A 16,672-nucleotide genomic window follows, 5' to 3' on the forward strand; every position below is an offset into this window, starting at 1 on the left:
CCCGTCAGCTCTCCCGATGGCCCGGATCCGTCAGCGCGGGTCCACCGCCGACCAGGGCAGCGTCAGCTCGCCGAGCCGCCAGCGGGCCGGGCCGCCGAGCGGCGGGCGCACCGCCACCGGCCACTGCCCGGCCAGCAGCCGCACGGACGCCAGCCAGCGCTGCCGCAGCCCGTGCACGCCGTAAGGGGCGCTGACCGCCCACGCGTGGTCGAAGTCACGCAGGAACGCATGGATGCGCTCACCCGGCACGTTCCGGTGGATGAGGGTCTTCGGCAGCCGGTCGGCCAGGTCGGAAGGCCGCTCGAAGGCGTCGAACCGGGCGGAGAACGTCAGCGTGCGCGGGCCGTCGGGGGACAGGCCCACCCAGACCGCCCGCCGTCCGGTCTCGGAGCAGGTGCCCTCGACCAGCACGCCGCCGGGGGCCAGCTTGCCGCACAGCACGTCCCAGTAGTGCCACGCCTCCGCCTCGCCGTACTGGCGCAGCACGTTGAAGGCGCGGACCAGCGTCGGCGGGCGCGGGACGGGCAGCTCGAAGCCGCCGAGCGCGAAGCTCAGCCCCTCCCGCTCGTACGGCTTGGCCAGGGCCACCCTGGCCGGGTCGATCTCGATGCCGACCACCTCGACGTCGGGCGCGACCGCGCGCAGCCGGGTGAACAGCTCGAACGTGGTCGTGTGCGAGGCGCCGTAGCCGAGGTCGACGACGAGCGGGCGGACGGCGGCGCGCAGGGCCGGGCCGTGCACGGCGGCCGTCCAGCGGTCGACCCGGCGCAGCCGGTTGTGCCACGTCGTGCCGCGGGTGATCGCGCCGACCGGTCTGGCCATCGGGCTCAGCCGCCGCTGACGCGGTGCACCTTGTGCTGGGCGGCCTGGGCGCGCGGCCTGATCACCAGGCGGTCGATGTTGACGTGCGACGGGCGCGTCACGCACCAGGCGATGGCGTCGGCCACGTCGTCGGCGGACAGCGGGTCGGGGACGCCCTCGTACACGCGGGCGGCGGCCGTCTCGTCGCCGCGGAAGCGGGTGACCGCGAAGCCCTCGCTTTTGACCATGCCCGGCGCGATCTCGACCACCCGGACCGGCTGCCCGACCAGCTCCAGGCGGAGGGTCTCGGCCATCGCGGACTGGGCGTGCTTGGCCGCGCAGTAGCCGCCGCCGCCCTCGTAGGAGACCAGGGCGGCGGTCGAGGTCAGCATCACCAGCACGCCGTCGCCCGACTCCACGAGTTTGGGGATCAGCGCCTGGGTCATGCGTAGGGAGCCGAGTACGTTCGTGTCGTACATCTGCTGCCAGTCGTCCAGAAGGCCGTCAGTGACCGATTCCATGCCGAGCGCGCCACCGGCGTTGTTGACCAGCACGTCGCAGCGGTCGAGCGAGCCCACCAGCGCGTCAACCGACTCCTGAGAGGTCACGTCGAGCGTCACCGGCCTGATCGAGGGCACCTCCGCGGCCAGCTTGTCCAGCCGGTCGCGGCGCCGTGCGCCCGCCACCACCACGTAACCTTCAGCGGCGAGCCGCCGCGCGGTCGCCTCGCCGATCCCGCCGCTCGCGCCGGTCACCACTGCCGTTCTCTGCATGCCCCTCATCCTGCCAGGGCGGACGCGGTGCGAACCGCGGCAGGGAATGTCGAAAAAATTCGGATAGTTGTATTCCGCTTGGAGGTGATGTCGAGTGAGGCGACGACGGGTCAGCCGGGTCGCGACCATCAGCATGCACACATCGCCATTGGACCAGCCCGGCACGGGCGACGCCGGTGGGATGAACGTGTACATCGTCGAGTCGGCCAGGAGGCTGGCGCAACTCGGCGTGGAGGTGGAGATCTTCACCAGGGCCACCGCCCGCGACCAGCCACCCGTGGCCGAACTCGCCCCAGGCGTCCTGGTACGTCACCTGACGGCCGGGCCGTACGAGGAGATGGACCGCGCGGACCTTCCCGGGCAGCTGTGCGCCTTCCTGTCCGAGGTGCTGCGCACCGAGGCCATGTACGACCCCGGCCGCTACGACGTCATCCACTCCCACTACTGGCTGTCCGGGCAGGTCGGCTGGCTGGCCAAGGAGCGCTGGGGCGTGCCGCTCGTGCACACCATGCACACCATGGCCAAGGTCAAGAACCTGCTGCTCGCCCAGGACGACAAGCCGGAGCCGCAGGCCCGCGTGGTGGGCGAGGAACAGGTCGTGGAGATCGCCGACCGTCTCGTGGCCAACACCGCCGACGAGGCCCGCGAGCTCATCGACCTGTACGGCGCCGCCCCACAGCGCGTGGCCGTCGTGAACCCCGGCGTCAACCTCACCGTCTTCCAGCCCGCCTCGCAGGGCGCCGCCCGGCAGCGGCTCGGCCTGCCGCAGGACGCCCGCGTGCTGCTGTTCGTCGGCCGCATCCAGCCGCTCAAGGCCCCCGACGTGCTGCTGCGCGCGGCCTCGCGCATGCTCATCGACGACCCCTCGCTGCGCGGCCGGCTGGTCGTCGCCTGCGTCGGCGGGCCGTCGGGCAACGGGCTCGCCCGGCCGTCCATCCTCACCGAACTGGCCGGTGAGCTGGGCATCTCCGACGTCGTCCGGCTCGTGCCGCCGGCCCCGCAGGAGGAACTGGCCGACTGGTACCGGGCGGCGGACGTGACGGTCGTGCCGTCCTACAGCGAGTCGTTCGGGCTCGTGGCCCTGGAGTCGCAGGCCTGCGGGACGCCGGTCGCCGCCGCGGCCGTGGGCGGGCTGCGCACCGCCGTCCACGACGGGGTCTCCGGCGTGTTGGTGGACGGGCACGACCCGGACGAATGGGCCCGCGTCCTGCACCGCCTGGTCACCCTGCCGGACTGGCGTGAGCAGTTGTCGCGGGGGGCGCGCACGCACGCGGCCGCCTTCGGCTGGCAGGCGACGGCGGGCCGGCTCATGGAGGTGTACGCGGGCGCCGTCGCGAACCTGCACAAGGTGCCCGTGGCGCTCAACTTCTAGCGGCTGGACGGCCTCACGTCGCGCGCTCCTAAGCTGTATCCCATGCGCGATGTCGTCGAAGCCGCGCTCAAGGCCGCGGACGTCTCCTACGACGAGCCGCGGCCCGGGGCGTTCCTGGTCAAGCTGCCCGGACAGCACAAGCTCGCCACCATGACCTGGCTGATCGTCGGCGAGCGGGTGCTGCACGTCGAGGCGTTCTTCTGCCGCCAGCCGGACGAGAACCACGAGGAGTTCTACCGCTGGCTCCTCGGCAAGAACGGCGCCATGTACGGCGTGCACTTCTCCCTCGACCCCGTCGGCGACGTCTACCTGGTCGGCCGGGTGCCGCTGGCCGCCGTCAGCGAGGAGGAGGTCGACCGGCTGCTCGGCTGCGTGCTGACGTACGCCGACGACTGGTTCGACCGGGCGCTGGAGCTGGGCTTCGCCTCCTCCATCAGGCGGGAGTGGGAGTGGCGTGCCAAACGCGGCGAATCCCTGGCCAACCTGCAGGCTTTCGCCCGATTCGCCGACCCCGGGCAGTGACCTGCCGGCGCTCCGGGCGGCGGCCATAGGATTGGCCGCATGGCGACTTTGGTGCTGCTACGGCACGGTGAGAGCGACTGGAACGCGAAGGGCCTGTTCACCGGTTGGGTGGACGTCAGCCTGTCGGCCAAGGGCGAGGACGAGGCCCGGCGCGGCGGCCGGCTCCTGCAGGAGGCCGGTCTGCGGCCCGACGTCCTGCACACCAGCCTCCTGACCCGGGCCATCCAGACGGCCCAGCTCGCCCTGGGCGAGGCCGACCTGCTCTGGCTGCCGGTCAAGCGCAGCTGGCGGCTGAACGAACGCCACTACGGGGCCCTGCAGGGCAAGAACAAGGCCCAGACGCGTGAGGAGTTCGGCGACGAGCAGTTCATGCTCTGGCGCCGCTCGTACGACGTGCCGCCGCCGCCCATCGCCGACGACGACGAGTACTCCCAGGCCGGCGACCCCCGTTACGCCCTCCTGCCGCCGGAGCTCATGCCGCGCACGGAGTGCCTGAAGGACGTCGTCGACCGCATGCTCCCGTACTGGTACGACGAGATCGTCCCCGACCTGGCCGCGGGGCGCACGGTCCTGGTGACCGCGCACGGCAACTCGCTGAGGGCCCTGGTCAAGCACCTCGACGGCATCGGCGACGACGACATCGCCGGGCTCAACATCCCCACGGGGATCCCGCTGGCGTACGAGCTGGACGCCGACTTCAAGCCGCAGGTGCGCGGCGGGCGCTACCTCGACCCGGAGGCCGCCAAGGCCGCCATCGAAGCAGTGGCCAACCAGGGCCGCTGACCCCACAGCCTTTCGGGCGCTTCGCGCGGCGCCCGGCGTGCCGCGCGAGGCGCCTTCGCACGACCGTGCGAGGGCTCGGGGCTTGGTGTCGGCGGTGGGGAAGGTATGTCACTGATGCCGGACACTGAAATGTGTGGGCCGGCTTGGGGCGAGGTGCCTATGCTTTCGGGGATGTGAGCACCTCTGCCAGAGCTGAGCGCTCCTGCCCCCTTCCGTCCGCCGGGGAAGCCCGCGTTCCGGGCGGGACGGTCTGACGTGCCGACGTGGGAGCCCCATGTGTCGCGCGGGCTCGTACGCGTGGTCGAAGCGTCCTGTTGCGAGGAGTACGTCCTGTGCTTCGAGGCGGCGCAGTTCTTCGTGCGGCGGGTCACCGAGCGCGGGGACCACGAGGAGACCGCCAGGGGCCCGTACGCCCGTGCCGCCGCGGTCTGGGCCGAGTTGGCGCGGCGGCATGTGTGCAGGAGCCGGCGGGCGGCCTCCTGACGTCGGCCGAGGCGCGGGCGTGGCCCGTCAGTCGGACGTCGGGCGCAGGACGAGGGTGACGAACCCGAAGACGTCCCGGTAGACGCGCAGCCACTCGGCGCGGTGGGTGTGGGCCGTCGTGAGGGCCTCGCACCTGTCCGGATGGTCGGGGTTGTCCAGAGCCCAGGACGCCAGCGAGCCCGTCCAGGCCCACTCGTAGTCGTCGAGCTCCTGGCGGGTGCTGATGTGGCCGTGCACGGGCGTCCAGCCGTCGGCGGTGACGCGGTCCATCAGGGCCGGCAGGCCGGTGAGCTCGCCCAGCATCTCCACCGCCTCGGCGGACGGCTCCCCGGCCCAGAAACCGTCGCCGACCAGGACGCGCCCGCCGGGGGCCAGGTGCTCGCGCGCCGCCGCGAGCGTGGGCGGCAGGCCGCCGAACGCGTGCGTCGCCCCGACGCTGATCACCAGGTCGAACGCGTGCGGCGAGGTGAACTCGGCGGCGTCCGCACGATGGAGGACGAGCCGGTCGTGGACGCCGAGCGCCTCCGCGCTCTCGCGGGCGTGCGCCAGCGAGCCCTCGGCGATGTCCACGCCCTCCGCCTGCAGCTTGGGACGCGTGCTCAGCGCGCGCAGCAGCCACTCCCCGCCGCCGCAGCCGAGGTCGAGCACGCGCGAGCCGCCCTGGGGGAGGGCGCGGTCGAGAAGGCGGCTCACCGAGTCGTCGTCGAGCGGAGCCGCGATCGGATGGTCCGCGTGGGCGAGTCGGGAGATCTGTTCACGATTCACCGGCGGAGCCTGCCACATGCGGAGACGTCACCGCATCCGCTTTTGGCCAGGAGACAGGGCGCTTGGCGGGCGTCTGTCGCTGCTTGTCGCTGTTCGTCCCGCCGGATTGCCTCATTCCCGGCCGGGGACGTGCGAAGCGGGCGGCCCCCCGACAGGTGCCGCCCGCTGCGTCCGGGTGAAGAGCTCGCCTCCGGGAGGCCGTCAGCTGGGACGGGAGCCGGTGACCAGGTAGACGACGTCCCGCGCCACCCGCACCGCGTGGTCGGCGTACCGCTCGTAGTACCGGCCGATCAGGGTGATGTCGATCGCCGGCTCCACGCCGTGCTGCCAGTCCTTGGCCAGGATGTTGCGGAACAGCCGGCGGTGCAGCCGGTCCATCGCGTCGTCGTCCTCCTCCAGCTCAAGGGCCGACTCAACGTCCCTGGAGGCCACGCAGCTCCCGGCCTTGGTGACCAGGTTCTCGGCGATCTGCCCCATTTCCACGATGGTCGAGCGAGTCTCGGGCGGAATCGCGGAGTCCGGGTGCCGCAGCCGGGCGACCTTGGCCACGTGGACGGCGAGGTCGCCCATGCGTTCGAGGTCGGTGCCCATGCGCAGCGCCGTGATGACCATTCGCAGGTCCACCGCGACCGGCTGCTGCCTGGCCATCAGCTCGAAGATCGACGTCTCGATGTCGGCGAAGAGGGCGTTCACCTCCTGGTCGCGGGAGATGACGCTCTCGGCGAGCTGGAGGTCGGCGTCGAGGAGGGCCGTGGTGGCACGGGAGATGGCCGAGCGGACCAGCCTCGTCATCTCGACCAGCTTGCCCGTCAGGAGATCAAGTTCTTCATGGTACGCGTCGCGCATGTCGTCACCGTACGTGCCACTCGATGAACGAACCTCTACTGCGAGATGAACTTTCCAGGAAAGGGCCGTTCATCCGCAGGTGAGAGGTCTGTCCCTTGAGCTTCGCCACCTACCATCGGAGGCATGAGTGAGATGGCCATGAGCTTCGCGGCCCTGGCCGGGTTCGTCGTGGGAGCCCTGGCGGTCCTGTTCTACCGGAACCAGATCGAGGCTCCGAAGAGGACCGATTCAGCCGACGGCGTCGAGACCGGAGCGGCGCTGCCGCAGGGCGTGGCCTCCGTGCTCGCCGTGCTCCCCTCGTCCGCCGTCGTGCTCGACGCGCACGACCGCGTGTTGCGCGCCAGCTCGGCCGCGCGCGCGTTCGGGCTGGTCAAGGGCGACAGGCTGATGGCCGCGGAGCTGCTCGCACTGGCAAGACAGGTACGCCGCGACGGCGAGATCCGCGAGAGCGAGATCGACGTCGCCGGCCACAAGTTCGGCCAGGAGACGACGAACTTCGCCGTCCGCGTCGCCCCCCTCGGCTCCTACGGCCAGGTGCTGGTGCTGGCCGAGGACCAGACCGAGCGGCGCAGGGTCGAGGCGGTGCGCCGCGACTTCGTCGCCAACGTCAGCCACGAGCTGAAGACCCCTGTGGGCGCGCTGAGCCTGCTGGCCGAGACCATCCAGGACGCCGCCGACGACCCCGAGGCGGTCACCCGCTTCGCCGGGCGCATGCAGCACGAGGCCGCCCGGCTCACCTACCTGGTCCAGGACCTGATCACGTTGAGCAGGATCCAGGGCGCCGAGCCCATCCCCACCCCGGGCCAGGTCGCCATCGACGAGGCCGTCCACGACGCCATCGACCACTGCAACACCAAGGCGGTGGCCAAGGACATCACGCTGGTCACCGGCGGCACCGAGGGCCTGCGCATCTGGGGCGACGACGAGCTGCTCGTCACCGCCCTGCGCAACCTCATCGACAACGCCGTCGCCTACAGCCCCGAGCACACGCGGGTCGTGGTCAGCGTCCGTCCGGCCGGCGACTCCGTCGAGATCAGCGTCAGCGACCAGGGCATCGGCATCCCCGAGGAGTCTCTGGAGCGCATCTTCGAGCGCTTCTTCCGCGTCGACGCGGCCAGGTCACGGGCGACCGGCGGCACGGGGCTCGGCCTGGCCATCGTCAAGCACGTCGCCGCGGCCCACGCGGGCGAGGTGTCCGTCTGGAGCAAGGAAGGCTCCGGCTCCACCTTCACCCTCCGTCTGCCCGCCTTCGGCGGCACGGCGGTGGCAGTACCACCCTCGATTCCCCTGGAGACCGCAAAATGACCAGAGTTCTAGTGGTTGAGGATGAGGAGTCCTTCTCCGACGCCTTGTCCTACATGCTGCGCAAGGAGGGCTTCGAGGTGTCGGTCGCGGCGACCGGGCCCGAGGCGCTCGACACGTTCGACCGCAACGGCGCGGACCTCGTGCTGCTCGACCTGATGCTGCCCGGCCTGCCGGGCACCGAGGTGTGCCGCTCGCTGCGGCAGCGCTCGAAGGTGCCGGTCATCATGCTGACCGCCAAGGACAGCGAGATCGACAAGGTCGTGGGCCTGGAGCTGGGCGCCGACGACTACGTGACCAAGCCGTTCTCCTCGCGGGAGCTGGTGGCCCGCATCCGCGCGGTGCTGCGCCGCCAGGGCGACGTGGTGGAGGAGCTGGAGACGGCCGTCCTGGCCGTCGGCCCGGTGCGCATGGACGTCGACCGCCACGTCGTCGCGGTGCGCGGCGCGCAGGTGCAGCTGCCGCTGAAGGAGTTCGAGCTGCTGGAGGTGCTGCTGCGCAACGCCGGCCGGGTGCTCACCCGCGGCCAGCTCATCGACCGCGTCTGGGGCGCCGACTACGTGGGCGACACCAAGACGCTCGACGTCCACGTCAAGCGCCTGCGGGCCAAGATCGAGGCGGACCCGTCGAACCCGCGCTGCATCCTCACCGTGCGCGGCCTGGGCTACAAGTTCGACGCCGCCGAGGAGTGAACGACCCTTGTTCTGGTACGTGGGTTCGTACCAGAACAAGGGTTCTCTCATGCCGTCAGTGGGCCTCTTCGGTGGCCGTCGGGGTGGGCGACGCCGAGGGCGTCGCGACCGGGGTGGCGTTGGGGGCGGCGGGGTAGTCCTTGAACTCACGGCTGCGCGTGACCACAGGGACGTTCAGGGTCACTGTCCCGGCGTTGGCGAACTGGAGGTCCAGACGCACGCTCTCGCCGCCTCTGAGGCTCGTGGAGATGCTCTCCAGCATCAGCTGGGGCTGCGGCTTGCCGGTGTTGACGAGCTGGTTGGGGGGAAGCTGGATCGGCGTGGCGACCTTCACGGACCCGACCGAGCCCGCGGAGACGGCCTGGAGCGTGTCGGCGGCGCCCGCGGTGTTGAGGATGTTCAGGTAGATCGGGGCTGAACCGCGCCACGGGAGCTGGGCTCCGGAGTCGGGGCCGAGGATGAACGCCTGCGGGATGTGAATGCCGCGCGTGCCATAAGCACCCTGGTCGATGAGTGCGACCGCCTCGTTCGGGGCGTACGGCTTGTTGGTGTTGGCGTCGAATCCTGCCCCGCAGCCCGCGAGCACGGGGGCTGCCAAGAACGCGGCGGCTACGACAATCCAGCGACGGCTGGTCACGTGCGGGTTCTCCTTGCTCTTGCGCGGTATGGCGCATGGGGTGTTGGGCAGCGCCTACCATATCCACCTGAATCCATGGTCATATCCGCACCCCTGCAGGTCATTCGCTATGTCCGGAAATGCGATTCATACGGTCGAGGACTTGTCAAGCCCCAATATGCGGCTTTGACCTGCAGTTATGAGGATTTCACTGTTCCGGGAGCCTGTGGATGCGTGGTACCCTGGAGTACAGCGGAAGGGGTACTTGTCACATGACTTTCCAGGTCGGCGACACTGTCGTCTACCCCCACCATGGGGCTGCTCGGATCGAAGCAATCACGAAGCGATCCATCAAGGGTGAGGAAAAGACCTACCTGGTGCTCAAGGTCGACAAGGGCGACCTTACCGTCCAGGTGCCAGCAGAAAACGCGGAACTCGTCGGTGTGCGCGACGTCGTCGGCCAGGAAGGCCTTGAGCGGGTTTTCGATGTTCTTCGGATGCCGCACACGGAAGAGCCGACCAACTGGTCGCGCCGTTACAAGGCCAATCTGGAGAAGCTCGCCTCCGGCGATGTGAACAAGGTTGCGGAGGTGGTTCGCGACCTGTGGCGTCGCGACCGCGAGCGCGGCCTGTCAGCGGGCGAGAAGCGCATGCTCGCGAAGGCTCGTCAGATCCTCGTCAGCGAGCTCGCGCTCGCCGAGAAGACCAATGAGGACAAGGCTGAGGCCCTGCTCGACGAGGTTCTCAACTCCTGAACACGAATCTTCCACGGGTGGGCGTCGGAGTCGACGTCCACCCGTTCGCTTCGGCGGACTCGGGGCGTGAGCTCAGCCTCGCCGGCCTGCACTGGCCGGCCGAGATCGGGCTCGACGGCCACTCCGACGGCGACGTCGCCGCGCATGCCGCCTGCGACGCGCTGCTGTCCGCGGCCGGCCTGGGCGACCTGGGCGGGCTGTTCGGCACGTCCGATCCCCGCTGGGCCGGGGCTTCCGGGGTCACCCTGCTGGAGGAGACCGCCCGCCAGGTGCGCGCGGCGGGCTTCGAGATCGGCAACGTGGCCGTCCAGGTGATCGGCAACCGTCCCAAGATGGCTCCTCGGCGTACCGAGGCCGAGCTGGCGCTCGGCGGCGCCGTGGGGGCGCCGGTGAGCGTCTCGGCCACCACCACCGACGGGCTCGGGCTCACCGGGCGCGGCGAGGGGATCGCCGCCATCGCCACGGCCCTCGTGGTCAACCTTTCCTAGGCATTCAGCGTCTTATGTGTGGGATGCGTGAGGGTGTCCCGGCGGGTCGTCGCCGAACCCGCCAACTGTGGGGGCGGCGGTTCGTCACTGGCGCGGTACGGGCCGCCGTCTTCCTCAGGGGGTAGTTTCCCCAGGTGTCGGGTATGTCCCCATCTAAGACATGTGAACGTCTCGGGGGGAGCTACACATGATCGGCGCGATCGTTTCCGCAGTAGTCATCGGCGCCATCGTCGGTGCGCTGGCCCGGCTGATAGTGCCTGGCAGGCAGAACATGTCCATCGGCCTGACGCTCATCGTGGGCATCGTGGCCGCCCTGATCGGCACCCTGATCGCACAGGCGTTCGGCTGGGCCGACACCAAGGGCATCGACTGGCTCGAACACATACTCCAGCTCGTCCTGGCTGTGGTCGGCGTGCTCCTCGTGACGCGGATGGGCTGGGGAGGACGCGGTGGACGCACCGGCCGAACCACGACCTGACCTGCTCGTTCGTAAAGCCGGCGCATAATCGCCGGCGATCGGGTAGCGAAGCTCCCCGTGAGAGTGAACGGCTCACTCTCACGGGGAGGTTTCGTGTCATGACCATTCAGTCCATCCTTGGCGCCATCGTGATTGGCGCCGTCATTGGCGCAATCGGTCGCCTGCTGCTGCCCGGCAGGCAGGCCATCGGGTGGATCCTCACCATCGTCGTCGGCATCGTCGCCGCCCTGCTGGGCACCCTCATCGCCCAGGTGCTCGGCGTCGAGACGACCCCCGGCATCGACTGGATCGAGCTCGTGATGCAGGTCGTCCTGGCGATCGTCGGTGTCGGCCTGGTCGCCGGCCTACGCCGCGGCTCCAGGGTCTAGCGGGCGCCAGGGGTGTAGACGAGATAGACGCACACGAAACGGCCCGTCCGGGATCATCCCGGACGGGCCTCTCGTGTTTCTCGCGTTTCTTCGGGGCGTGGCCCGCTATTCCTCGGGGTCCGGCGGGCGCGGAGTGCTGCGCAGGCGGCCGGACGGGGCCTGGGTGTCCTCGTGGATCACCGGGTGGGGCGCGGTGGCCTCAGAGTCGCTCTGGGGCGTCCGGGGCTCGTCGGCGGCGGCGGGGCGCGGCCGGCGGTCGTCCTCGATGACGGGGACGGGCTGGGTGTCGACGTCGCGCGTGTCGGTGGCCCGGGTGTCGGTGCGGGGGTGGACCAGGACGTCGGTCGGCTTCACCCGGTCGCCCCACCGGACCGGTCGCCTCAACGGTTCGGGCTCGGGCTCGGGATCGGGTTCCGGCTCGGGATCCGGATCCGGTTCCGGCTCGGGCTCGGGTTCCGGTTCGGGGTCGGGGGCTCGTTCGGGCTCAGGGGCGCGTACGGGCTCGGGGTCCGGATCTTGCGGTACGGCCTGCCGCTCGGGCACCTGGGCCGGGACCGGCGGCGTCTCCGGCGCGGCCGTGGGCCCCACCAGCGGCGTGGACTCCAGCACCGGCGGGGGCGCCTCGGTCACGAGCGGCGGCGGCGTGTCGGCCGCGCGGCCCGGGTGGAAGGGCACGAAGTCGTCGTCGTCCGCCTCCTCACGCGCCGCGCCCCGGTGAGCCTGGACGTGCTTGATCAGCAGCAGCCAGAGCCACAGGGCCACGGCCAGCATGACCCAGGGCGCCAGGGCCACGCCCACGGCCACCTGGCGCGCGTCGAAGGTGAACCGCAGCGCGGTCGCCACGTTGGCCGCCGCGGCGGCCACGATGAGCAGGACCAGCACGGTGGCGGCCTGCGCCCGCACCAGCGGCCGGGCGGGGCGCAGCAGCAGCACGCCGAGCAGCGCGACCACGAGCAGCGCGTCGAAGGCGGCCGGATAGAGGAAGGCGAGGTCCTGCCGCGCCTCGCCGGTGACGGCCAGCGCGCGCAGATCGTCGAAGGACAGCGCGCAGGCGGCTCCGGTCAGAGCGGCCACCGCGAGCCCGGCCAGGGCGATGCCCAGGCGACGGAGCGTAGAGGGGGGAGTCACGTCCATGGCGCCTTCGAGACTACAGAAGAATGGGGATCACGACCGATCGAGGGAGACACATGCCCGAGCTGCCGGAAGAAGCGCGCGAACTCCTGGATGCCCCGAATCATGCGACGGTGACCAGCCTCAACCCCGACGGCGGACCGCAGTCGACCGTGGTGTGGGTGCGCACGGACGGCGACGACGTCCTGTTCTCGACCGTCCGGGGGCGGGTGAAGCCGCGCAACTTCGAGCGCGACCCGCGGACGAGTCTGCTGCTCATCGACCCGGAGAACCCCTACCGCTACGTGGAGGTGCGCGGCCGGGTGACGATCGAGGAGGACCCCGAGGGCGCGTTGATCCAGGAGCTGGCCCAGAAGTACACGGGCGAGCCGTGGGAGGACAAGCCGGGCACCGAGCGCCTGATCATCCGGATCCGTCCCGACAAGGTCACGGTACGAGGCTGAGTAATCGGCCTACGAGAGCTCCCGAGGCGTTAGCCTTGCCATCGTGAGCCTGCACATCTACGACACCAGCACGCGCGCCATCCGTGAATTCGTTCCGGTCGAAGCCGGCCGGGCGTCGATTTACCTGTGTGGGGCCACCGTGCAGGCTCCTCCGCACATCGGGCACATCCGCTCAGGCGTGAACTTCGACGTGCTCAGGCGCTGGCTCACGCGTTCCGGATACGACGTGACGTTCTGCCGCAACGTCACCGACATCGATGACAAGATCATCAGGGTGTCGGCCGCGGAGGACGTGCCCTGGTTCGTGATCGCCGAGCGCAACCAGCGGGCCTTCACCTGGGCCTACGACACGCTCGGCTGCCTGCCGCCCACCGTCGAGCCGCGGGCCACCGGCCACGTGCCCGAGATGATCACGCTGATGGAGCGGCTGATCGAGCGCGGCCACGCCTACGCCTCGGGCGGCGACGTCTACTTCAGCGTCCAGTCCTACGCCGACCACTACGGCAAGCTCTCCAACCAGAAGCTGGAGAACATGCGGGGGGCGGCCGACACCGACGACGAGTCGCTCAAGCGCGACCCGCGCGACTTCGCCCTGTGGAAGGGCGCCAAGCCGGGCGAGCCGACCTGGCCCACGCCGTGGGGGCTCGGGCGTCCCGGCTGGCACCTGGAGTGCTCGGCGATGGCCACCAAATACCTCGGGCCGACGTTCGACATCCACGGCGGCGGCATCGACCTGATCTTCCCTCACCACGAGAACGAGATCGCCCAGTCGCAGGCCGCCGGCGACGGCTTCGCCCGCTACTGGATGCACAACGGCATGCTCAAGATCGGCGCCGAGAAGATGAGCAAGTCGCTCGGCAACTCGTTGCTGATCCCCGAGATGGTGCAGAAGGTGCGTCCGGTGGAGCTGCGCTACTACCTGGCCGCGCCGCACTACCGTTCCTCGATCGAGTACTCCGAGGAGGCGCTGCTGGAGGCGGCGGCGGCCTACCAGCGGATCGAGGGCTTCGTCACCCGCGCCGCCGAGGTGATCCACGACGTCGACGCCGACGCGCCCCTTCCGCAGGCGTTCGCCGACGCGCTCGACGACGACCTCGGCACGCCGCAGGCGCTCGCCGTGGTGCATGAGGTGGTGCGCGAGGGCAACGTGGCGCTGTCGCGGGGCGACAAGGAGGCCATCGCGCGCCTCCTCGCCGAGACCCAGAACATGCTCGACGTGCTCGGCCTCGACCCTCGCTCGCCGCAGTGGCGCGGGAGCGGCTCCGACCTGTCGCCGGTGGTCGACGCGCTGGTGGCGGTGGCCCTGGAGCAGCGCAAGGCCGCGCGGGCCCGTAAGGACTACGCGGCGGCCGACGCGATCCGCGACCAGCTCGCCGCGGCGGGCATCACGGTCGAGGACACGCCGCACGGCGCCCGCTGGGAGCTGGCCCACTGACCTTCCGCCGCTCCTGAGTGACGGCGGGCGCCTTTCGCGTCCGCCGTCAGCCGCGGAGGGCCGCGACGGCGGCGTCGGTGGTCTCGATCACGATCGTGTGGTAGCCGTCGATGCGCGAGACGATGCCCGCACGCGGGCCCTGGTGCCATGCCGGGCTGGTGTAGAAGGCGTCCTCCTGCTCGTCGCGGGTCTGGTTCGAGGGGAACGCGCGGATGAGGTACGCCTCCTCGTGGCCGTCCTCGTCCACGAGGGAGGCGCCGCTGCTCACGACGTCGATGCCGGCCTTCGCCAGGAGGGGGAGGGCTTCTTCGTGCATGATCCGGAGGAAGTCTGCGCGGGTGCCGGGTTTGAGGCGGTAGGTGCGGATCTCCAGGATCATGCGGCTGCTCCTTGGGGGATGGTCGGGGTAGTGCTGGGTGGCGGGCACGTTATTCGGTGGTCGCTGACATCCTCTGTCAGTGTTTTCGGGGCTCGTGCTCGGGGGGCTGGCTGATGGAGTTTGGGGTTTCCGGCTTGTCTATCGGTTCGTCGGTCGGCTTGTCGGTTGGCTTTTCGGTTGGTTTGTGGGCCAGGAAGAAGGCTTGGCGGCCTGAGCGGGGTCTTTCGCTCTCGTCGGGTTCGCGGATGAGCTGGGCGTCCAGGGACAGTCCGGCCGTGGCGAGGAGGTCGGCGATGTGCTCCGGGGGAGTCCAGTAGACGTCCAGTGACAGCTTGTGGCCGTAGCCCTGGCTGAGGTGTCGGCGTTCGTCGCCGACCTTGAACGCGATCAGCAGGTGGCCGCCCGGCGCCAGCACCCGGTGGATCTCGGCGAACACCGTCGGCAGGAGCTCCGGCGGGGTGTGGACGGTGGAGTACCACGCGACGGCCCCGGCCAGGGACGCGTCCGCCAGGTCCAGCGCGGTCATCGAGCCCACTTCGAAGCGGAGGCCGGGGTGGCTCCGGCGGGCGACGTCGATCATCCCTGGCGACAGGTCGATGCCGAAGGCGTTCACTCCGAGGGCGTGGAGGTGGGCGGTGACGCGGCCCGGTCCGCAGCCCAGGTCGGCCACCTCTCCGGCGTCCGGGCCCTGCACGAACTCGGCGAACGCTCCCAGCATGGCCCGGTCCAGGGGCTTGGTGTCGAGTTCGTTCCTCAGCAGGTCGGCGTATTCGGGGGCGACGGTGTCGTAGGCCGTTCGGGTGGCTTGGAGGTAGGCGGACTCAGTCATGGCCAAGGACCATAACCGGCCTTTGGGGTGGGGGTAGGTGCTTTCGGAGTCGTCTGGGGCCGGTTCGAGGTGGGCGCCTTTTGCACTGTGCGGGGGGCTGTGCGGGGGCGGTTTGGGGGCTCTGCTGGGAGAGGCGGGCGGGCCTGCGGTCGTCGCGATGTGCGGTCACGGCGTCGTGTGCGGTCATGGCGTCGCGTGCGGCCCGATCTCGCGTGCGGCCCGATGAGGCGATTTGTGGTGATGTGCTGACGCAAGACGCTCGGTGAGGTTGTGAGCGGCGCTACGTGCGCCCTGAGGGCAGGCGGCTCGCCGGGTGTGCCGCGGCCGGTCATGTGCGGACGTCAGTGTGCGGACGCCGCTCTTCTTGGTCTTGGCGGGATCGGATGGGGGCTTGCCCGGCGGGATCGGGTGGGTCGACGGGCCGATACCCTTGATGGCATGGCAGCAGGCGGTAGGGCATCGGGCAGGCCCGCGAAGAAGAAGGGCCCCTCCAAGGGCACCGGGGGCCAGAAGCGCCGGTCGCTCGAGGGCAGGGGCGCGACGCCGCCTGCCGAGATGCGCCACTGGTACAAGGACAAGGCCAGGTCCGAGCGCATCGCCAGGGAGGACCGCGGCGGCGAGACGCGCCGTCCAGGCAGCGGCCCGGCCCGGCAGAAGCGTTCCGAGGACGCCCCCGAATACATCGGCGGCCGTAACCCGGTGCTGGAGGCGTTGCAGGCGGGGGTGCCCGCCAACGCCCTCTACGTGGCCCAGCGCGTCGAGAGCGACGACCGCGTACGCGACTCCATCAAGATCGCGGCAGAGCGCGGGATCGCGCTGCTCGAAGTCACCCGCGACAAGCTCGACCGGATGACGGAGGGCGTCGTCCACCAGGGCATCGCGCTCCAGATCCCCGCCTACGACTATGCGCATCCGTCCGAGCTGGTCGAACTGGCCCAGGACGCGGCCGAGGTCCCGCTGATCGTGGCGCTCGACTCGGTCACCGACCCGCGCAACCTGGGCGCCATCGCCCGTTCCGCCACCGCGTTCGGCGCGCATGGCCTGCTCATCCCGTCCCGCCGCTCGGCCGGGGTGACGGGTGGCGCCTGGAAGACCTCGGCCGGCACGCTCGCCACGCTGCGAGTCGCCCGCGCCTCCAACCTGACGGCCGCCCTCCGCGAATACCGCGAAGCCGGCCTCTTCATCATCGGCCTCGACGGCGCCGGAAAGATCGACATCGGCGACGCCGACCTCCTCGCCGAGCCGCTCGTGGTCGTGGTGGGCTCCGAGGGGAAGGGCCTTGGCCGGTTGGTCCGGGAGCAGTGCGACGTGGTCGTCCGCATCCCCATGCAGGCCGCCGCGGAATCCCTCAACGCGGGCGTCGCCGCCGGTGTGGCACTGTACGAGGTCGCTCGTCACAGGCGCCGCTAGC

Annotated in this window: 21 protein-coding genes; 13 read left to right on the forward strand and 8 right to left on the reverse strand. The window is 70.5% G+C overall.

The window, feature by feature from the left end; all coding sequences use genetic code 11:
- Nucleotides 1-30 precede the first annotated feature (30 nt).
- Both ACIBQ6_RS47580 and ACIBQ6_RS47585 read right to left on the reverse strand, forming a co-directional pair.
- Complete coding sequence (locus ACIBQ6_RS47580; RefSeq protein ID WP_358289307.1) at nucleotides 31-822, reverse strand: class I SAM-dependent methyltransferase; 792 nt, start codon at nucleotides 820-822, stop codon at nucleotides 31-33.
- 5 nt (nucleotides 823-827) lie between these two features.
- A complete protein-coding gene (locus ACIBQ6_RS47585; RefSeq protein WP_358289304.1) occupies nucleotides 828-1,574 on the reverse strand; it encodes an SDR family NAD(P)-dependent oxidoreductase in 747 nt (248 codons plus the stop codon).
- A gap of 94 nt (nucleotides 1,575-1,668) precedes the next feature.
- On the opposite strand from ACIBQ6_RS47585, the gene mshA reads away from it, so the two are divergent.
- From mshA to ACIBQ6_RS47605, 4 genes are all read left to right on the forward strand, one after another.
- Nucleotides 1,669-2,946 carry a D-inositol-3-phosphate glycosyltransferase gene (gene mshA / locus ACIBQ6_RS47590; RefSeq protein WP_358289301.1) on the forward strand — a complete coding sequence of 426 codons (1,278 nt, stop codon included), beginning with the start codon at nucleotides 1,669-1,671 and terminating at the stop codon, nucleotides 2,944-2,946.
- A 42-nt stretch (nucleotides 2,947-2,988) separates the two neighbouring features.
- Nucleotides 2,989-3,468: a YbjN domain-containing protein gene (locus ACIBQ6_RS47595; RefSeq protein WP_357967206.1), complete on the forward strand. Its 480-nt coding sequence runs from the start codon at nucleotides 2,989-2,991 to the stop codon at nucleotides 3,466-3,468.
- Nucleotides 3,469-3,507: 39 nt separating this feature from the next.
- Nucleotides 3,508-4,251, forward strand: a complete 744-nt coding sequence (locus ACIBQ6_RS47600) for a phosphoglyceromutase (protein WP_352355458.1) — start codon at nucleotides 3,508-3,510, stop codon at nucleotides 4,249-4,251.
- 276 nt (nucleotides 4,252-4,527) lie between these two features.
- A complete protein-coding gene (locus tag ACIBQ6_RS47605; protein WP_397219214.1) occupies nucleotides 4,528-4,734 on the forward strand; it encodes a hypothetical protein in 207 nt (68 codons plus the stop codon).
- A 27-nt stretch (nucleotides 4,735-4,761) separates the two neighbouring features.
- Here the strand turns inward: ACIBQ6_RS47605 and ACIBQ6_RS47610 are convergent, their stop codons facing one another.
- Both ACIBQ6_RS47610 and phoU read right to left on the reverse strand, forming a co-directional pair.
- Nucleotides 4,762-5,499: an SAM-dependent methyltransferase gene (locus ACIBQ6_RS47610; RefSeq protein WP_397219215.1), complete on the reverse strand. Its 738-nt coding sequence runs from the start codon at nucleotides 5,497-5,499 to the stop codon at nucleotides 4,762-4,764.
- 201 nt (nucleotides 5,500-5,700) lie between these two features.
- Nucleotides 5,701-6,345 (reverse strand): phosphate signaling complex protein PhoU, encoded by a 645-nt coding sequence (gene phoU, locus ACIBQ6_RS47615; RefSeq protein WP_352355448.1) that lies wholly within the window; start codon nucleotides 6,343-6,345, stop codon nucleotides 5,701-5,703.
- A gap of 132 nt (nucleotides 6,346-6,477) precedes the next feature.
- On the opposite strand from phoU, the gene ACIBQ6_RS47620 reads away from it, so the two are divergent.
- Complete coding sequence (locus ACIBQ6_RS47620; RefSeq protein WP_387679874.1) at nucleotides 6,478-7,650, forward strand: sensor histidine kinase; 1,173 nt, start codon at nucleotides 6,478-6,480, stop codon at nucleotides 7,648-7,650.
- A complete protein-coding gene (locus ACIBQ6_RS47625) occupies nucleotides 7,647-8,339 on the forward strand; it encodes a response regulator transcription factor (protein WP_352355444.1) in 693 nt (230 codons plus the stop codon). The genes ACIBQ6_RS47620 and ACIBQ6_RS47625 overlap by 4 nt, the downstream gene beginning before the upstream one ends.
- Nucleotides 8,340-8,394: 55 nt before the next feature.
- Here the strand turns inward: ACIBQ6_RS47625 and ACIBQ6_RS47630 are convergent, their stop codons facing one another.
- A complete protein-coding gene (locus ACIBQ6_RS47630) occupies nucleotides 8,395-8,976 on the reverse strand; it encodes a copper chaperone PCu(A)C (protein WP_352322347.1) in 582 nt (193 codons plus the stop codon).
- 251 nt (nucleotides 8,977-9,227) lie between these two features.
- Between ACIBQ6_RS47630 and ACIBQ6_RS47635 the strand changes: the two genes are divergently transcribed.
- The 4 genes from ACIBQ6_RS47635 to ACIBQ6_RS47650 all read left to right on the forward strand — a co-directional run bounded on the left by ACIBQ6_RS47635 (nucleotide 9,228) and on the right by ACIBQ6_RS47650 (nucleotide 11,044).
- Nucleotides 9,228-9,710, forward strand: a complete 483-nt coding sequence (locus ACIBQ6_RS47635; RefSeq protein ID WP_043624891.1) for a CarD family transcriptional regulator — start codon at nucleotides 9,228-9,230, stop codon at nucleotides 9,708-9,710.
- 17 nt (nucleotides 9,711-9,727) lie between these two features.
- Nucleotides 9,728-10,198, forward strand: coding sequence for a 2-C-methyl-D-erythritol 2,4-cyclodiphosphate synthase (gene ispF / locus ACIBQ6_RS47640; protein ID WP_358289293.1), 471 nt, complete (start codon nucleotides 9,728-9,730; stop codon nucleotides 10,196-10,198).
- Nucleotides 10,199-10,385: 187 nt separating this feature from the next.
- Nucleotides 10,386-10,676, forward strand: a complete 291-nt coding sequence (locus tag ACIBQ6_RS47645) for a GlsB/YeaQ/YmgE family stress response membrane protein (RefSeq protein WP_352322343.1) — start codon at nucleotides 10,386-10,388, stop codon at nucleotides 10,674-10,676.
- A 98-nt stretch (nucleotides 10,677-10,774) separates the two neighbouring features.
- Nucleotides 10,775-11,044 (forward strand): GlsB/YeaQ/YmgE family stress response membrane protein, encoded by a 270-nt coding sequence (locus ACIBQ6_RS47650; RefSeq protein WP_352322341.1) that lies wholly within the window; start codon nucleotides 10,775-10,777, stop codon nucleotides 11,042-11,044.
- Nucleotides 11,045-11,149: 105 nt separating this feature from the next.
- Here ACIBQ6_RS47650 and ACIBQ6_RS47655 read toward each other — a convergent pair whose 3' ends face one another.
- A complete protein-coding gene (locus ACIBQ6_RS47655; protein ID WP_397219216.1) occupies nucleotides 11,150-12,172 on the reverse strand; it encodes a DUF2637 domain-containing protein in 1,023 nt (340 codons plus the stop codon).
- 59 nt (nucleotides 12,173-12,231) lie between these two features.
- Here ACIBQ6_RS47655 and ACIBQ6_RS47660 point away from each other — a divergent pair, with 59 nt between their 5' ends.
- Both ACIBQ6_RS47660 and cysS read left to right on the forward strand, forming a co-directional pair.
- The gene (locus ACIBQ6_RS47660) at nucleotides 12,232-12,618 is read left to right on the forward strand and encodes a PPOX class F420-dependent oxidoreductase (RefSeq protein ID WP_397219217.1); all 387 of its coding nucleotides are present in this window, start codon (nucleotides 12,232-12,234) and stop codon (nucleotides 12,616-12,618) included.
- A 43-nt stretch (nucleotides 12,619-12,661) separates the two neighbouring features.
- The gene (gene cysS / locus ACIBQ6_RS47665; protein ID WP_397219218.1) at nucleotides 12,662-14,053 is read left to right on the forward strand and encodes a cysteine--tRNA ligase; all 1,392 of its coding nucleotides are present in this window, start codon (nucleotides 12,662-12,664) and stop codon (nucleotides 14,051-14,053) included.
- Nucleotides 14,054-14,099: 46 nt separating this feature from the next.
- Here the strand turns inward: cysS and ACIBQ6_RS47670 are convergent, their stop codons facing one another.
- Together ACIBQ6_RS47670 and ACIBQ6_RS47675 are read right to left on the reverse strand one after the other, a co-directional pair.
- Entirely contained in the window at nucleotides 14,100-14,432 is a 333-nt protein-coding gene (locus ACIBQ6_RS47670; protein ID WP_397219219.1) for an NIPSNAP family protein, read from the reverse strand.
- Between the two features lie 76 nt (nucleotides 14,433-14,508).
- The gene (locus tag ACIBQ6_RS47675; protein WP_397219220.1) at nucleotides 14,509-15,261 is read right to left on the reverse strand and encodes a class I SAM-dependent DNA methyltransferase; all 753 of its coding nucleotides are present in this window, start codon (nucleotides 15,259-15,261) and stop codon (nucleotides 14,509-14,511) included.
- 438 nt (nucleotides 15,262-15,699) lie between these two features.
- On the opposite strand from ACIBQ6_RS47675, the gene rlmB reads away from it, so the two are divergent.
- Nucleotides 15,700-16,671 carry a 23S rRNA (guanosine(2251)-2'-O)-methyltransferase RlmB gene (rlmB, locus tag ACIBQ6_RS47680; RefSeq protein WP_358289275.1) on the forward strand — a complete coding sequence of 324 codons (972 nt, stop codon included), beginning with the start codon at nucleotides 15,700-15,702 and terminating at the stop codon, nucleotides 16,669-16,671.
- The last annotated feature ends 1 nt before the right edge of the window (nucleotide 16,672 follow it).

This window comes from Nonomuraea sp. NPDC049655, from assembly GCF_044465465.1.
GTDB lineage: Bacteria > Actinomycetota > Actinomycetes > Streptosporangiales > Streptosporangiaceae > Nonomuraea.

Excerpts from the sequence above, each read along its gene's own strand:
- ACIBQ6_RS47580 (WP_358289307.1), bottom strand. The coding sequence starts at position 822 with ATGGCCAGACCGGTCGGCGCGATCACCCGCGGCACGACGTGGCACAAC.
- ACIBQ6_RS47585 (WP_358289304.1), bottom strand. The coding sequence starts at position 1,574 with ATGCAGAGAACGGCAGTGGTGACCGGCGCGAGCGGCGGGATCGGCGAG.
- ACIBQ6_RS47595 (WP_357967206.1), top strand. The coding sequence starts at position 2,989 with ATGCGCGATGTCGTCGAAGCCGCGCTCAAGGCCGCGGACGTCTCCTAC.
- ACIBQ6_RS47600 (WP_352355458.1), top strand. The coding sequence starts at position 3,508 with ATGGCGACTTTGGTGCTGCTACGGCACGGTGAGAGCGACTGGAACGCG.
- phoU (WP_352355448.1), bottom strand. The coding sequence starts at position 6,345 with ATGCGCGACGCGTACCATGAAGAACTTGATCTCCTGACGGGCAAGCTG.
- ACIBQ6_RS47620 (WP_387679874.1), top strand. The coding sequence starts at position 6,478 with ATGGCCATGAGCTTCGCGGCCCTGGCCGGGTTCGTCGTGGGAGCCCTG.
- ACIBQ6_RS47625 (WP_352355444.1), top strand. The coding sequence starts at position 7,647 with ATGACCAGAGTTCTAGTGGTTGAGGATGAGGAGTCCTTCTCCGACGCC.
- ACIBQ6_RS47635 (WP_043624891.1), top strand. The coding sequence starts at position 9,228 with ATGACTTTCCAGGTCGGCGACACTGTCGTCTACCCCCACCATGGGGCT.
- ACIBQ6_RS47645 (WP_352322343.1), top strand. The coding sequence starts at position 10,386 with ATGATCGGCGCGATCGTTTCCGCAGTAGTCATCGGCGCCATCGTCGGT.
- ACIBQ6_RS47650 (WP_352322341.1), top strand. The coding sequence starts at position 10,775 with ATGACCATTCAGTCCATCCTTGGCGCCATCGTGATTGGCGCCGTCATT.
- ACIBQ6_RS47660 (WP_397219217.1), top strand. The coding sequence starts at position 12,232 with ATGCCCGAGCTGCCGGAAGAAGCGCGCGAACTCCTGGATGCCCCGAAT.
- ACIBQ6_RS47670 (WP_397219219.1), bottom strand. The coding sequence starts at position 14,432 with ATGATCCTGGAGATCCGCACCTACCGCCTCAAACCCGGCACCCGCGCA.
- ACIBQ6_RS47675 (WP_397219220.1), bottom strand. The coding sequence starts at position 15,261 with ATGACTGAGTCCGCCTACCTCCAAGCCACCCGAACGGCCTACGACACC.
- rlmB (WP_358289275.1), top strand. The coding sequence starts at position 15,700 with ATGGCAGCAGGCGGTAGGGCATCGGGCAGGCCCGCGAAGAAGAAGGGC.